The following is a 15,172-nucleotide window of genomic DNA, read 5'->3' as shown; positions in this document are numbered from 1 at the left end:
ACGGGGTCGGCGGCGGGCGGGAGAATGGAAAAACGCTCGATTGATTCAGGCATGGTGGCCGCCCCGTTCTCCGATTCCAACCTGCTGGCCACCTACTGCCAGGCCGCTGCGGAACGGGAGGCCCTCGGCGTGCCGCCGCTGCCGCTCTCGGCGCCCCAGGCCCAGGCTCTCACCGAGCTGCTGGAGCGGCCGCCCGCCGGCGAGGAGGCGTTCCTGCTGGATCTGCTGAGCGAACGCATTCCGCCGGGGGTGGATGAGGCGGCCTATGTGAAGGCCGGCTGGCTGAGTGCCGTGGCCCAGGGGCTGGCCACCAGTCCGCTGCTCGAGCCGATCGCGGCCACCCGGCTGCTGGCCACGATGATCGGCGGTTACAACGTGGGGGCGCTGATCACGCTGCTGATCCACCCCGATGCCGCCATTGCGGCTGAGGCCGCCACGGGGCTGAGCCGCACCCTGCTGGTCTACGACGCCTTCAACGATGTGCTGGAGCTGGCCCAGACCAATCCGTGGGCCAAGCAGGTAGTGGAGAGCTGGGCCGAGGCTGAATGGTTCACCGCCAAGCCGGAGCTGGCCGAAGCGATCACCGTCACGGTGTTCAAGGTGGAGGGGGAAACCAACACCGACGACCTCTCACCGGCCACCCACGCCACCACCCGCCCCGATATCCCCCTGCATGCCATGGCGATGCTCGAAACCCGCCAGCCAGGCGGCCTCGAGCAGATCACCGCCCTCAAGGCCAAGGGCCATCCGGTGGCCTATGTGGGCGATGTGGTGGGCACCGGCAGCTCGCGCAAATCAGCGATCAACTCGGTGCTGTGGCACACCGGCACCGACATCCCCCATGTGCCCAACAAACGCTCCGGCGGCGTGATCCTGGGCGGCAAGATTGCGCCGATCTTCTTCAACACGGCCGAGGATTCCGGCGCCCTGCCGATCGAATGCGATGTGGCGGCGCTGGCCACCGGCGATGTGATCACGATCCGCCCCTATGCCGGCACGATCGAGCGCGCGGCGGGCGAAGCCGGCGCCGGCGAGATCGTGGCCAGCTTCGAGCTCAAGCCCAGCACGATCACCGATGAGGTGCGCGCCGGCGGTCGCATCCCGCTGCTGATCGGCCGTTCCCTGACGGACAAGGTGCGCGCCCGCCTGGGCTTGCCCGCCTCCGATCTGTTCATCCGCCCCGTGGCCCCCACCGACACCGGCAAGGGCTTCACCCTGGCCCAGAAGATGGTGGGCCAGGCCTGCGGCCTGAGCGGCGTGCGCCCCGGCACCAGCTGCGAACCACTGATGACCACCGTGGGCTCCCAGGACACCACCGGGCCGATGACCCGCGACGAGATGAAGGAACTGGCCTGCCTGGGCTTCTCCGCCGATCTGGTGCTGCAGAGCTTCTGTCACACCGCCGCCTACCCGAAGCCGGTGGATCTGAAAACCCACGCCGAGCTACCCGATTTCATGGCGTCGCGCGGCGGCGTGGCGCTGCGCCCCGGCGACGGCATCATCCACAGCTGGCTCAACCGCATGCTCCTTCCTGACACGGTGGGCACCGGCGGTGACAGCCACACCCGCTTCCCGCTGGGCATCTCCTTCCCGGCCGGCTCGGGCCTGGTGGCCTTCGCCGCCGCCATCGGCGCCATGCCGCTCGACATGCCCGAGTCGGTGCTGGTGCGCTTCACGGGGTCGTTGCAGCCGGGCGTGACCCTGCGCGATGTGGTGAACGTGATCCCGTGGGTGGCGATCCAGAAGGGTCTGCTCACCGTGGCGAAGGCGGGGAAGATCAACGTGTTCTCCGGCCGCATTCTCGAAATCGAAGGCCTGCCCGATCTCAAGCTGGAGCAGGCCTTTGAGCTCACAGACGCCTCTGCTGAACGGTCCTGCGCCGGCTGCACGATCAAGCTCTCGGAAGCGACGGTGGCGGAATACCTGCGCAGCAATGTGGCGCTGCTCAAGAACATGATCGCCAGGGGGTACAGCGATGCCCGCACCATGGCCCGCCGCCTCCAGGCGATGGAGGCGTGGCTGGCAAATCCACAGCTGCTGAGTGCCGATGCCGACGCCGACTACGCCGAGGTGATCGAGATCAACCTCGACGAGCTCACCGAACCGGTGCTGGCCTGCCCCAACGACCCCGACAACGTCAAGTTGCTGAGTGAGGTGGCGGGCGACCGGATCGATGAGGTGTTCATCGGCTCCTGCATGACCAACATCGGCCACTACCGCGCCGCCGCCACCGTGCTCGACGGGGCCGGCACCAGCGCCGCGCGGCTGTGGGTGTGTCCGCCCACCCGCATGGACGACGAGGTGCTGCGCGCGGAGGGCTACACCGCCAAGTTCGAGACCGCCGGCGCCCGCATGGAGCTGCCCGGCTGCTCGCTCTGCATGGGCAACCAGGCCCGGGTGGAAGACAACACCACCGTGTTCTCCACCAGCACCCGCAACTTCAACAACCGGCTCGGCAACGGCGCCCAGGTGTATCTGGGCAGCGCCGAACTGGCCGCGGTGTGTGCCCTGCTGGGCCGCATTCCCAGCCCGGCCGAGTACCTGGAGATTGCGGCGGCCAAGATCGATCCCCTCTCCGACCAGCTCTACCGCTACCTCAACTTCGACCAGATCGACGGCTTCAGCGACGCCGGCCGTGTGGTGAGTGTGGAGGAGGAGGAGAAGGTGCTGGCGGGGGTGTGAGCCGCTGCTTCCTGGCTGGAAACTGTGTCCGAAGTTACAAATCGTGGATCTGGCGGGCTGATTCCGCTGCCATCGATAAGGTCAACCTGACGGCTCGCTGCTCCAACTGATGCCCCGATTCCCCCAGCTGCTCGGCACCGGTGTGGCCGTGATGGCAGCCGCAACGCTCAGCCTGACCGGCTGCAACAGCGCCAAGCAAGGCATGAAGGAAGCGGCTTCAGGCATGGGGGATGCGGCCAGCACCGCTGTTGATGGCGCGACCCAGACAGCCCTGGCACCTGCCGTCAACCCGGTGCTTGATCTGCTCAAAAAAGGGCAGGGCGAAGTGAGCAACGGCAATCTGGCCGCCGCTGCCGCCACCATGGGCGGCTTCAAGGGGCTCTGGGAAAAGGCCGGCCCTGTGATCAAACCCCTGGCCGGTGATAAGTACCCCGCCATCGAGACGGCAGCCAACACCTTGATCAGCACCTTCGGTGGCGGCACGCCGGATGCAGCCGGCGCCAGCGCAGCGATCGGCGGGCTGATGGGCCCCCTCTCAGCCCTGATCGGCAAGTAAACCCAGCCACCGGGCCGCCAGCGGCCCTGCTCTCATTCGTTAGGGGGAGTGATCGGGGCGCCATCGGACATGTCGCAGCGCTCCGAGAGTTCCACTGTGATCCCTTCCGGCCCGCAAAGGAAGACAAGCTTGCGGCCGTGGAAGTTGAGGATCTCGTTGCGGGTCCTGATGCCGGCCGCTCGCAACCGCTGCAACTCGCCGTCCAGGTCGTCGACGGCAAAACAGATGTGGTTGTAGCCGAGCTTGCTCAAGTCGCTGATGCTCGGGTCCAAGGCAGGCTGCGGCTGCCGGTAGCCCAGCAACTGCACCTCCATGCGTGGAACTGCGCCGGCGAGCACCAGCGTCACATGCTCAGCCTCAATTCCCGCCACCCCCATGTAGTTCGAGAAGATTTCGCCCGTTATCACGACCGTCTTCTCGTGCTCAAAGCCAAGCAGATTGAAGAATCGGCTGGCGGCCTCCATATCCCGAACAACAATCGTGACGTGATCAAAGTGTTTGACCATCTTGCCTCCTTGTTGATGATGGTTCTACTGGAGCATGATCAGCAACGCAAGCATGCAGCCTGAACCTGCCGGCCTTGACGCAGCAACAATGCCAGGGGCACCATACCCGCAGCCGCCCTACGCTTGCGATCTCCTGGCCGCCGGGAGCCATGAAGAACAATAAGGTTCATTGGGCGCGGCAAAGGGGCAATAGAAGTGTTAGCCAATTTCAGCCGGCGTCGCCATTCCTCAGGCAAACGCGAATCCATCACTTCCACCCAGACCGTCACCCATGTCAGAGATTCAGACAAGGCGCCAGTTCAGAAGCGAAAAACAACCCAGTGGATTCATCAGGCATCAAGGATCCATCCTAAAGCCAAGAATAGACATGGGTCTCGCATGCACACAGCGCTCAACCGTTCAACGGAAAAGTGAACAAGCGCAGCCACGGTGGCTGTTACCACTCGCACCAGTTCAGCCCAACACGAAGCCCAGTCCAGTCACGGGCACAAGCATATCGTCCGCAATAACGTCATTGCGGCCACCAGGAGACAAAAGAGAGAACCAAGCGATCAAAAAGGAGAAATGATATTGCAGGAGATGAGACAAGAGGAGTGGGCAAACAGAAACGTGAGATGATCTAAGAAAGAGTGGAATTATCATTCGCGATCATTAGCTCACACAATGAAAGAATACTCTGGCGGGGCGCAAGGCCAAGGACACGGGATGTCTCGGAGATATCAACATCAAAGGAGGGCGGATCGATATGATCCGGGGCATCCAGATGGATAGAATAGTCAAGTCCGTGTCGGGCAAAGAGTTCACGAGCAAAGTCGCGACCCAGCCAAGTCACGCCGCTTGCGAAGATCAATTCGCCTCCCCAGCCAATCTCCACGGCACGGATAGCCATCTGCATAAAGTCACGCGCCGAGCTCCAGTCACAATGGAAAGAGAGTGTCTGCAGTTTCTCTCGATACGTCGGATTGGCCAACGCGGTCTTAACAGCTCGGCAGAGCTTAGGAATGAAGAATGAAGCCGGGCGCCGCTCGGACTCATGATTAAAGAGAAGTGCCACGGTCGTCCTGATGCCATGGGAGCGCTCGTAATGGGCGGCGAGCTGGCCAGATGCGATCTTCGTAATGGAATAAAGACAATGACCTAGGCGGGGGGTCGAAAGATCGACACGACCCTGCAGGGCAGAACCAAAGACCTTGGCGGAACTGGCATAAAAGACACGTAGCCCTGGCCGCCGACGCCTGGCGTACTCAAGGACGCGATGAAGAGACTTAATGTTGACATCAACAGCACTCCCCCACACTTCTTCATAAATGAAGCCGGCCGAGCCATGGACAGCCGCTACATGGAAGACCTCATCAGGCTGGAATTCCTCCAGGCACCGGTCCAAATCATTCTGGTCTGTGAGGTCAAGCCTTCGATAGATGAAGGCAGTGTTTGCGATCGCGAACTGAACATCCGCTCTGCGGCCAATGCCCAGAACTTGACGCCCAGTAGCCACCAACTCCTCGGCAAGAATGCTGCCATCCTGACCACAAACACCTAAGACAAGGGATCTGATCATGCTTGCTGCAAGGCTCCAAGTAACCGCCGGAAGTCTCTCAGAATTTGTTCCACCGTGGGTAGATACATAGGGAGTTCATGCCTGGTCTTCTGTTCCTCATGTTGCCGGGAGGAAGCAAGTACTTGATCGACCGCAAAAAGGCTTGCTCCTGAGAGTGCAAAGCGGAGAAACATTTCGTAATCCATAGCATAGTGAAGATGCTCCTTCACATGGCCACCTGCGCGATTCCAAAGATCTCGGGTAAAAAAAACTTCAGGCTGATAGAAATAGAGCCCACTCAGCCACGTCGAGGTAAAGCTGGCCAAGTCGCCAAAACTGAGCGGGCTGAGCTGTCCTGTAATGAAACCAGAATGGTGAATTTGCTTGGTTCGACCCATTCCATCAATAACACGACAGCCACCAACGATCATATCGCAAGAGGTATAGAACTGAGTTTTGGCTACCATTTCCAAGGAACCTGCCTCCAGTCTGTCGTCGCTGCAAAGCCAGGTCATCACATCCCCAGAAGCCAACATGAATCCCTTGTTTAGTGCATGGGACTGACCCCGATCAGGTTCGATCACGAGATGGGAGAGCCGGTGTCGATAACACTCAAGGATCTCTCGGCTTCCATCTGTGGAGCCCCCGTCGATGACAACATAGTCCAGATTGGGATAGTTTTGATCGAGGACCGACTCAAGACAAGCACGAAGATAGCGGCCTTGATTATAACTTACGGTAACGACAGAGATCCTGGGCCAATCGCGGCCATCCTCCGAATCCCCCCACATTTGAACCTCAGTCGTGCGGCCAGGGAACCGAGATACCGATGGGACATGACCAGGTTCGTCCTTCTCAATCAACGCATGCGCCATTTCATTGCTCGCCCCATTGCCAATGGCAAGAGAGCTGGAGCGCTTGGAAGAGTGCACGCAACCAAGGGCGCGCCTGCGCGCCCATGAAACGAATGAATGTGAAGAATGCATTGATACCCGCAAACAAGGGAATGGATCAGCCCCCTCCGCATCGCCAATAACAGGTAGAAAGGAAAAGCGCTTCTGAACAACTGCACCGGACGAAGATGTGCCTTCAACAATCCATAGAGTGATCGCGGCTACGTGTCGATCAAAGGGAAGAGGAGGAAGGCGATTCAAAATACTTTGCATGAATCTCTTCACCTTTTTACCAACCTTGGTGGCAACAAGCAACACACTCATCTGACGGCCGGCAACACTCTTGTAACGACCCATCCAATGGATAGCCCCAAACTGGGGGACATCAAGGCCGGTCAGCACCAACTCCAATTCTGGAGCAACCCAGGCGGCTCTTTGGGAAGCAAGATCAGGCAGCTTCTGGGCCGCAGTCAGGTAGCTCAGGACCTCGCAGTCCTTGTCAAGAATCTGAAGATAGGCCTGAAGCCCATAGGATTCTTCGATACAGATTTCTTCAACAAAGGCATTGCTGCCAGAATGCAGTAGCGCATGGGGGTGTGGACGAGCTGCATGGGCCAGCGAAACGCCATTGACCAGCCGTTCCACCTGATAGTCCCGACTCATGAGAGGCACTCCTGCACAAAATCCCATTGCCTAGATCCACCCGGCAAGCGGAAAGACTTATCCAGCTGGCACTGTTGAAGAACACTCCGATGGGCATGATTGCGCAACTCAGTACGGTCGGGGTAGCGACGAAAAGCATGGGCCAAGGATTCGGCAGCATCAAGATACATCCCACGGTCCATCAAGGATTTACCAATAGAGTTGAGGAAGCTGAAGGTGACAGGCACAGGCCGGTGGAACTCGGCAATCGCCTCCTTGAGGTCAGAACCAGCAGAACGTCGAAGGCACTCAACCGTTACCCTCGGGGTGGCATCACGCATCTCAATGAAATGACTGGTTGGCTTCCCCCAATAGTGAAAGTCGTGAAAGAAAGAACCCAATACCGAGCGCCTACTATCCAAGATCTGGAGATTGGGAACCTTCTTGGCCTGTTCACAGGTGGCCACCACTGTCAGTCCGCTGCCGCAGCCAATGAAATCCGAGCAATAGTCGAGGAGAGCAAGATTCTCTCTCATGGTGAGTGCAGATGCCGACACTGCGTTGGGGGGAAGATCCCTACCAAGTGGCTGCATGGTGGAGAGTAGAAAGAATAGATCCATGTTCCTTGCTGCGCTCAACCTCGCCACCTTCTTGGCAAAATCTGGCGTTACATGGGATTGCATGCTATTGGAAGAACATTCGAAAAGCACAACCCTCCCACGCTCAAGTAGACGGTGTTCAAGAGCGAATGCTTCGACTCGCTCCCTCTCCTCCGAGGTCAAGCAAATGACCGGATCAATCGGAACACTGATAGGTCGATCATAGCCGCGGAACATGCTTGGCCGAACAGTGCCATCAAAATAACGGAAGTTATCAGGATAAACCTGAGGGAACCAGATCCGATCGTAGGCATGGCTGCCAGCCTGCCGCCGCATGATCTCACGGCTGGCCAACGCCCAAATGAGATCTCGGCTGAAGTTCGTCCAGTCAGGCAGGTCAACAGTAACGACTTCGTCCACATACGGGTTGGCCAACAGCAAGCTGCTACACCGCGAGGAAATCCACCATGTGAGGTGGCAACCTGGATGATCCTGCTTGATCTGCCTTGCGATGGTCGTGGCATAGAGGCAGTCTCCATTGGCGTCAAGCTGGACCAGTGCTGCCTTCATGCGTAATCCTGATGGAGCAGGCGGGACGACTCGCCGGATACTCTATCTCTGAAGACCATCAACAGCATGATGATTGCATGTGATGAGGCAGGCAGAAACAGCCACCGACATATTGTCAGTATGGCGCCGTAGACTGAAAGGAATGTCATCATCATAGGATCAGCAACACTGGAAAGGAATCATCCACGATCTCGGTGACAGCACTTGCTGGCCGGTGAAACAGCCTGACTGAAGTCCCAACTCTCATCCCAGGTCCAAGCTGGCAGGAACTGGGAGGTGAGAGATTGACGCCAACACCAAAGCAAGATGGGCTTGGCCAGAACTTTTATGTCCTGCAGTCTGTGATAGTTTACTGTGCTGGCACAGGCAAGATAACCAGGGATTAAGCCACAATGAACATCGCCAAAAAAGTTTGGGTTCTAGAGAAGCCAGTTCTATCGCAAACTCACGGCTACGGTCAATGGGACTCTCCAGGCTGGGCATACTGCCCGCTGCCGGGAGTGAATTCTGAAGCAAACACCGTCCACAGGAATGCCCACAATAGAGGCGAGAGAGCAGCAAGCCAGGCCAGGATTCTCTCCAACCGCCTGAATGAGTACAACGGCGGCAAAGCAACTCATTCCCCCTGAACGGGAAAGGAATGGCAACTCAAACCCATCTAGTCATCATAAGGCTGATATGACTTCTCCTCGACTATTTGCGAGCCGCAGATCGAATTAATCATCTTCTTGGCATGGGCGCGCTTGTCATTGGTTCGATAGATGAGGCGTGCAATCTCGACGAACTCATCGTCGAACTCACCAGCACGCTCTTTGTCACGAATGCGATCTTCAAGATCCCACAACTCAGTGTTGGCCTCTCGCAGCAACCTCACCCACTGCTCAATAGCGAGGTTACCGACAAGGGAGACTGGGCGGATGGCACACAAACAACGCAGCTCAGTACGAACGTTAACGAGTTTAGACTCCTCAACAATTCGTGACTCCTTGATTTCTAGAATGCTGATCTTGTCAAGCAGCTCGCCTAACGATACTGGGGCCAGTACAGTGCTTGAAGTCATAGATGGCTACGCAGCAGCTTGCAGAAGGTCCCTTGGGAGAGCCATGGCTCGTAGCCACTCTGCGCTGTAGGGCTCACCAAGATCTCCCAGACGGACCATCCGACCTGAGCGGCAGCAATGAACCATGCAACCTGCAATGAGATCGAATCGTTCCCTGCCGCGGACATAGCTTAATCGCCCTGCAGGGTCACGCGAGTCACGGTGGATGGCGGGCCAAGCGATGCGGCGCTTGATCCTTCCAGCGAGCTGGGGCGCAAGGTCCGCCCTCACAAAGAAGGCATTCAAGCCATTCATGCAGGTGCCGAGGAATTCGTAGCCGCGGCCCTCTGCAAGCTCGCGCAAAGCGGCGATGGATGCGCCAAACAACAACCCCGAGTAGTGGCTTCGAAAACGCTCAAATTTCGCATCATAGGGGACAGTAACGGCATGCCGATCACCGAACACTGGATTGCACTCTAGGACAAGGATGTCGGGACGAAGTCCACCAAGTGCCTTCAGGATCCAATAATCATTGCCATCGAGGTCGATGCTAAGGATACCCAGCGGTCCAAAAAATCCATTTTGCTCGATAAGCTGTTGAATGTTCTCTGCCGTGATGAACGCGGCATGGGCTTGGATGTCGTTGCGCCAGTAGGTTGCAGACGAGCGCAGTACATTCATGTTCCCGGCGTCACCATCGAAGACCAAGCCTGTCCAGTTGCGGTTGAGCAGGAGAAATCGGGTGTTAGCCTCAAGGTAGTTTTCAACACCGAACTCCACAAACGTCCTGTTCTGTAGATTCAGACTGGAGACCAGCCACTCGATGATCCCATCCTCACCAAACTGGGAAAAAACCTGGAACTCAACATCAGCAAGAGTGTCGATCTCCTCCATACGCTGAACCTGGAAGGCTGCAAGGCGTCCGAACAGGCAGGCATTGCGCTCCCATTTGTCATCGAGCTGGCGAATTTTCGCCATGCATGAGATGGCAGAACCACCCAAATCAGCCACCAACTGGGAGGCGCGGTCAATACTTTTCCTCAGTTTACGAAGCATGGATTGCATGCTAAACGATTTCAATCTCAGGGAACGGGAAGATCAGGCGACCACCACTAGCCAGATACTGCTTCTCCCTCTGCACAATGCCGCCTCGGAAGTGCCAAGGCAGGACAAGGTAATAGTCAGGCTTCATGGCAGCAGCCTGCTTCTCGGAGATGATTGGTATTCTCGTACCAGGAGTAACACGGCCAAATTTCTCCTCATTGACCTCAGCAATGAAGGGAATTTCACTCGGCGTGAACCCACAAAACTGCAAGAGGACATTTCCCTTGGTTGAGGCTCCGTAACCGAAGATGGTCTTGCCATCGGCGACCAGAGACTTGACAAGACGGGTAAGGTCATCCCGATGACGGAAGACGCGCTCCTCAAAGTCACGAAATGGCTTGGGAGTTGAGAGCCCCATTCGGTCCTCCTGTTCAAGAAGCCAGTCAATGACCGATGAATTGCTCCCCAAGGAGGTGTTTGATTGACGTGCCGCTGTTACAGCAAAGCTTCCTCCATTGACATTGTTCATTACCACATCTACAAGGCGCAAGTCGGCTGCCTCGAGAATCCTGGCTACGACACCAAGTGAGTAGTATTCGAGGTGCTCATGGCAGATCGTGTCGTAGGAGTTCGTCCGCAGCATGGAAGGCATGTAGCTCTGCTCAAAATGCCAAACCCCGTCTTCAGCGAGCACCTCATGGATCTGCCGCGCAAAGGAGACTGGATCCTCAAGGTCATAAAACATGGCGATGGAACTGACCACCTTGGCTGGCGTAGTGGAAACGCTGCGGAACGCTTCCGCTGAGAAGAAATCTGGCACCAGCTTGATATCGTCGGGGTAGAGTTCAGCAAACTTGGCCCCGGTAGGATCTATACCGATTCGGTGAAGCTCCTTGGTCTGGTAGGCCTTGAGTGTGGTGGCGTCATTGCTACCTATGTCAAGGACGGTATCGCCCGGGCTAACCCCGGCCAAACGCTCCAAATATTGCACCTTGTTCGTGAGATGATCGACCATGGACTGGTTAAGTCCAGAGCGATATCCGTAGTTGTCCCCGTACATCTCGTCGGGGTTGTAGGAGTGCCTGAGTTGAACCAGGCCGCTGGAGGGGCACCAGACAAGCTCCAGCGGACCGCTGGTCACCTCATCTTCTGGAGTGGAGGGGAAAACGCCGGTGAGTGCCTGGCGGCCAAGATCAAGAATGGTGACCAAGTGTGAGTCACCGCTCACGCGGCAACGTTCAATCTCTGAGTAGGGTAAGACCATTGAAGCCGCAGGACGAACAGGCTTAACATAGTATCTGAGCAGGCGTTGGCTTCCCAGAGCGAGTCCACTGCCAAGAAAACCTGGGAAACCCAATCAACTTCGCTCGCAAGGTCCCCACAATCACAGCCATGGGCTGGGCAGACTTGGTTGAATGTGCTTTGCTTATCCACCTTCAGGAGAGCCAACGCAATGCCCCGCAGCTGCACTATGCGGGCTTGAGCTGCCAGCGAGAGAAGTTTCTGGCTGCGCCAGAGGGGGTGATTCCAGGCACAGGCTGGTAGACCTGATCCAACCACGGCTCTCAGTTTGAAGCAGTGGGAGGCCGGACTGCGCACCTGCTCACCTCCACTCCGCTGATCCGGTGGAAGACAAATGGGATGGCATTACTGACTGAGGCAAAAGGATACCCAACACAGACAACCCTGACACGAAACGTTCGTAGACATCGGCCATGCGAATTGCAAGGACTACCAAGCTAATTCATTACTCCTGCGAGCAGAGCCTTCCATCCATACAACACAGCATAGAATAGATCCGCTAAGTTCATGACAACGTCCACAGCCTGACAAGCAGGTCGGGGAGCCGTTCAACGAACACTGCCATAGGCATCAAGATGCTGCTGGACCAGACGATCCATCTCGTAGTGGTGGCGCAGGCTCGCGTATCCCTCAGGTCCGAGGCGACGGCTTGGTCGTTGCAGATCCGCTGCTGAATGACTCCTCAGCCAGTCCGCCCAGACCCTGGCGTTGAGAGGCGACAGGAAGGTCATGAAACCCTCGCCAACCTCACGGTGCACCTCAATGTCTGAGGCCACGATCGGGGTGTCGCAAGCCAGAGCCTCAATCAGGGGCAAGGAAAAACCCTCCGCAAGCGAGGGGACAAGCACAGCCTCGGCATGGCGATAGAGCCAGGCCAGCATTGGATCATTGACAGGTAGCTGGAGAACAGCATGCTCAAGGCCGTGGGCGGCAATGTGTTGATGTTCTTCGGAACGCCAAGGGCCGCCACCTGCGAAGACCAGAAGCGGAAAATCACAACCCGCACCACAACCTTGATGCATCAAAGCCAGAGCTCGCAACAAGGTCTGGCCATTCTTGTAGGCATACCGCTTGCCGACCATCAACCAGAAGCGCCGACCCACAAGCCTGTCCACCTGTTGGGGCTGGATCCTATCCATGGCTGTTGCCAGATGAATCACCCGAAGAGGTGTGCATAGACCTGGATGAAAGAAAGTGAGATCATCAGCAGAGGCAGCACTGATGCTGATGATCAGGTCTGAAGCAGAAAACCAGGCGCGCTTGTTTGCGTGGGGAGAGCGCAGAGCAGGAAGAAAGAAGTGCTCTGGATGTCGCTCCGGAACCATGTCAAAGAGAGAGCTCACAAGGCGCTGTTCAGTGCGTAGCCTGTATGGACGACCGCCATAGAAGGTTGCATGGATCACATCGGCTTGGCGCCATGGCGGTGTGTTCAACCACCCTCTGGATTGCTTCGGGGCAAGCCTGACACACACACCCGCACGCTGCAGTCCGGTGGCTAAGTCAGCAAAATAACGGCTGATGCCACCTCGACGCTGCCGGCGGAGGATCTGTGAATCGAAGCCGATAGACAACTGACCCACAGATGGAATGCTGCCAGAAGAAAGGTAGGGAAACAGTTGGAATGAGGCTGAACAGGACCCCATCTTAAACCACGTATCCCGGTGAGTCTTAAGTCCATGGCAGGATGTTGATCAGCGCAGCCGCAAGCAGCCCATGGCCCAAGCCCCTGCAGGCGGGGAAACCCACGGAATGGCTCGGACTGACCAGGAGACCGCTGCAAGCCCCCAGCCGCTTATCACGATCATCACCCCTTGCCTGAATGCTGTCGACACCATCGTTGAAAACGTTCTGAGTGTTCTGGAAGCCCGCGTGACGCTGACACGAAGTGGCTGGGAACTCGAACATCTCATCATTGATGGCGGCTCCGTTGACGGCACTGCAGAGTTGGTGTCCAGTCACGCTGCGAAGCATTCCTTCTGCCGGTGGGTCTCCAACATCAGCGGTGGCCCCTATGCCGCTATGAATGCAGGGCTTGAGCAAGCCAGCGGACGTTACACCCATGTCCTGAATTCTGATGATCTGCTGCTCGATCCCCGTGCCTATGCAGGCTTTCTGCAGGAGGGACAGGTGAAAGAAGCGCGCGTGATGATTGCATCGATCGGCTACTTCAGACGACCTGCTCAGCACCTGAAGAGCCTCTGGCTTGTTCATCCTATCCCAGCCGACATAAGCAAATGGCGACAGCAACTTTTACGAGGACTGCATTATCCTCACCCAGGATTCATTGCCGAGACAGAACTCTACAAGACGGTAGCGTTTGACGAGCAATATGGCCTTTCGGCTGACTACAAACTGATGCAATCCATCCTGCTTGGATCGGCAGTACCCCAAACTACGATGATCTGCAGCCAACCCTTGGTTGCCATGGCGGAGGGGGGGGCGACAGGCAACTGGAAGGCCATCCTTAAGGGGTGCAGGCAACTGGCTGCCATCAATAAAGAATTGGGGATACAGGCTTCCGGCGCGAAGCGATACTGGGGAAAGGTGAGGCAAAGGCTACGGCCCCTATCTCAACAGATAACCATCAGAAAAGCCGGAGACTCTGCACGAGGCAAGGCTGAGGATTATTGATAGAAAGGGGTTATCCGCAAATCACTGCAAGCAGGGTGCATGGTTGATGGTCAAGTTCATGTTTCGTTGTGTGCAGCATCCATCCAGAATCAACGCGACCAAGCGACCGGCCTCCACTTCCGGGGGCCGATGACTTGCCAACGTCTCCGAACGGGCCGGGGGCAGCAGCTCGGAGCAGTGGGCACCGGCTCCGCCCCCTTCATCACGGACAACAGAGGCGTGAGGCGCGCCGAGGGCCTCAGCTCGCTGGTTCCCGCAAGGGGGGTTGCCATGGCGCACACCCGATGGTGCATGATGGATCTGTTGGCGGCGATGCCGTCCACAACGCCTGCTACCTCAGGTGATCTGCGGATGTAGCTCAGTGGTAGAGCATCTCCTTGCCAAGGAGAGGGTCGAGAGTTCGAATCTCTTCATCCGCTTGATTCAACCGCCACCGCCGCATCAATCCAGGCGACACTCAAGAAGTCGTGGGGCTGGCTGCCTTGGCTTCGCCTGCGGCCGTCTCCAGCAGAATCAGCGGCTCCAGGATCTCTATCCTGGCAGTGGGGCTCACAGCTGGCGCCTGGGCCATCCCGGTTTCAGGTTGGGCCACAGCCAGTGTGACCCTGGGCCGGTGGGCACTGCCTGTGGCCAGGTCGTTCTTGTGCATCGGGGCATCTGGCCGATCACGTCATCGCTGGCCAACGACCAGCTGGCGGGGATTTCAGGAGCTGCCTGCCCAGCCTGCGCTGCTTGCAGAGGCCAGAACATCTGCTGAACAGCCCCGGCAGCCCGGCTGCTTGAGGTTGGTGGCCGCAATTGGATTCACCCCAAGGCGGCAGCAACTGGGCAGGCCATCCCGCAATGCCACCACCGACCCGATGGAGTCACAGCGGGCGGATCCCCTCTGATGTGCCGCTGCTGCCCTGCTGAACGCCCAAGAGAAGCTCAACGGGTAACAACCAACTCGCCGACTGGCACCAGGCAAAACCGCTGCCTGGCGATAGCCCTACCTGGCCTCCACTGCAGAAAGATCAGGCTACGAAGTATTAAGGGCACCTCGAAAAATCAACGTCGCTCCCTGACAGACTTTAAAATAAGCAATAGAATTGGTTCAGTTCAACACAGCTGAATGGGACAGCGTGGATTCTGGGATGAGGAGAAGCGCATCCACAGGCTTCAGCAGAAGAAG

General features: G+C 57.7%; 11 protein-coding genes and 1 tRNA gene. 4 read left to right on the top strand and 8 right to left on the bottom strand.

Annotated features, from left to right (window positions below; all coding sequences use genetic code 11):
- The first annotated feature begins 51 nt into the window (after positions 1-51).
- The gene (acnB, locus tag KQ307_RS06535; RefSeq protein WP_259727374.1) at positions 52-2,682 is read left to right on the top strand and encodes a bifunctional aconitate hydratase 2/2-methylisocitrate dehydratase; all 2,631 of its coding nucleotides are present in this window, start codon (positions 52-54) and stop codon (positions 2,680-2,682) included.
- 109 nt (positions 2,683-2,791) lie between these two features.
- The gene (locus KQ307_RS06530; RefSeq protein WP_259727373.1) at positions 2,792-3,238 is read left to right on the top strand and encodes a hypothetical protein; all 447 of its coding nucleotides are present in this window, start codon (positions 2,792-2,794) and stop codon (positions 3,236-3,238) included.
- A gap of 32 nt (positions 3,239-3,270) precedes the next feature.
- Here KQ307_RS06530 and KQ307_RS06525 read toward each other — a convergent pair whose 3' ends face one another.
- The 8 genes from KQ307_RS06525 to KQ307_RS06490 form a co-directional block, all read right to left on the bottom strand.
- Positions 3,271-3,744 (bottom strand): VOC family protein, encoded by a 474-nt coding sequence (locus KQ307_RS06525; protein WP_259727372.1) that lies wholly within the window; start codon positions 3,742-3,744, stop codon positions 3,271-3,273.
- A 619-nt stretch (positions 3,745-4,363) separates the two neighbouring features.
- Entirely contained in the window at positions 4,364-5,302 is a 939-nt protein-coding gene (locus KQ307_RS06520; RefSeq protein WP_259727371.1) for a GDP-mannose 4,6-dehydratase, read from the bottom strand.
- Entirely contained in the window at positions 5,299-6,837 is a 1,539-nt protein-coding gene (locus KQ307_RS06515) for a glycosyltransferase family 2 protein (protein WP_259727370.1), read from the bottom strand. Before KQ307_RS06515 ends, KQ307_RS06520 begins: the two co-directional genes overlap by 4 nt.
- On the bottom strand, positions 6,834-7,985 hold the full coding sequence (locus tag KQ307_RS06510) for a glycosyltransferase family 9 protein (RefSeq protein WP_259727369.1): 1,152 nt from the start codon (positions 7,983-7,985) through the stop codon (positions 6,834-6,836). Before KQ307_RS06510 ends, KQ307_RS06515 begins: the two co-directional genes overlap by 4 nt.
- Positions 7,986-8,643: 658 nt before the next feature.
- Entirely contained in the window at positions 8,644-9,045 is a 402-nt protein-coding gene (locus tag KQ307_RS06505; protein WP_259727368.1) for a DUF4254 domain-containing protein, read from the bottom strand.
- A 6-nt stretch (positions 9,046-9,051) separates the two neighbouring features.
- A complete protein-coding gene (locus KQ307_RS06500; protein ID WP_259727367.1) occupies positions 9,052-10,080 on the bottom strand; it encodes a hypothetical protein in 1,029 nt (342 codons plus the stop codon).
- A 10-nt stretch (positions 10,081-10,090) separates the two neighbouring features.
- Positions 10,091-11,332 carry a class I SAM-dependent methyltransferase gene (locus KQ307_RS06495; protein ID WP_259727366.1) on the bottom strand — a complete coding sequence of 414 codons (1,242 nt, stop codon included), beginning with the start codon at positions 11,330-11,332 and terminating at the stop codon, positions 10,091-10,093.
- Positions 11,333-11,918: 586 nt separating this feature from the next.
- On the bottom strand, positions 11,919-12,941 hold the full coding sequence (locus KQ307_RS06490) for a glycosyltransferase (RefSeq protein ID WP_259727365.1): 1,023 nt from the start codon (positions 12,939-12,941) through the stop codon (positions 11,919-11,921).
- A gap of 142 nt (positions 12,942-13,083) precedes the next feature.
- On the opposite strand from KQ307_RS06490, the gene KQ307_RS06485 reads away from it, so the two are divergent.
- Together KQ307_RS06485 and KQ307_RS06480 are read left to right on the top strand one after the other, a co-directional pair.
- Positions 13,084-14,001, top strand: a complete 918-nt coding sequence (locus tag KQ307_RS06485) for a glycosyltransferase (protein ID WP_259727364.1) — start codon at positions 13,084-13,086, stop codon at positions 13,999-14,001.
- A 347-nt stretch (positions 14,002-14,348) separates the two neighbouring features.
- Positions 14,349-14,420, top strand: a tRNA-Gly gene (locus tag KQ307_RS06480).
- The last annotated feature ends 752 nt before the right edge of the window (positions 14,421-15,172 follow it).

It is taken from the genome of Synechococcus sp. CS-1326, from assembly GCF_025128115.1.
Classification (GTDB): domain Bacteria; phylum Cyanobacteriota; class Cyanobacteriia; order PCC-6307; family Cyanobiaceae; genus Regnicoccus.
Note: the sequence above shows the minus strand (reverse complement) of the source record. Positions and strands in the feature narration are given on the sequence as shown.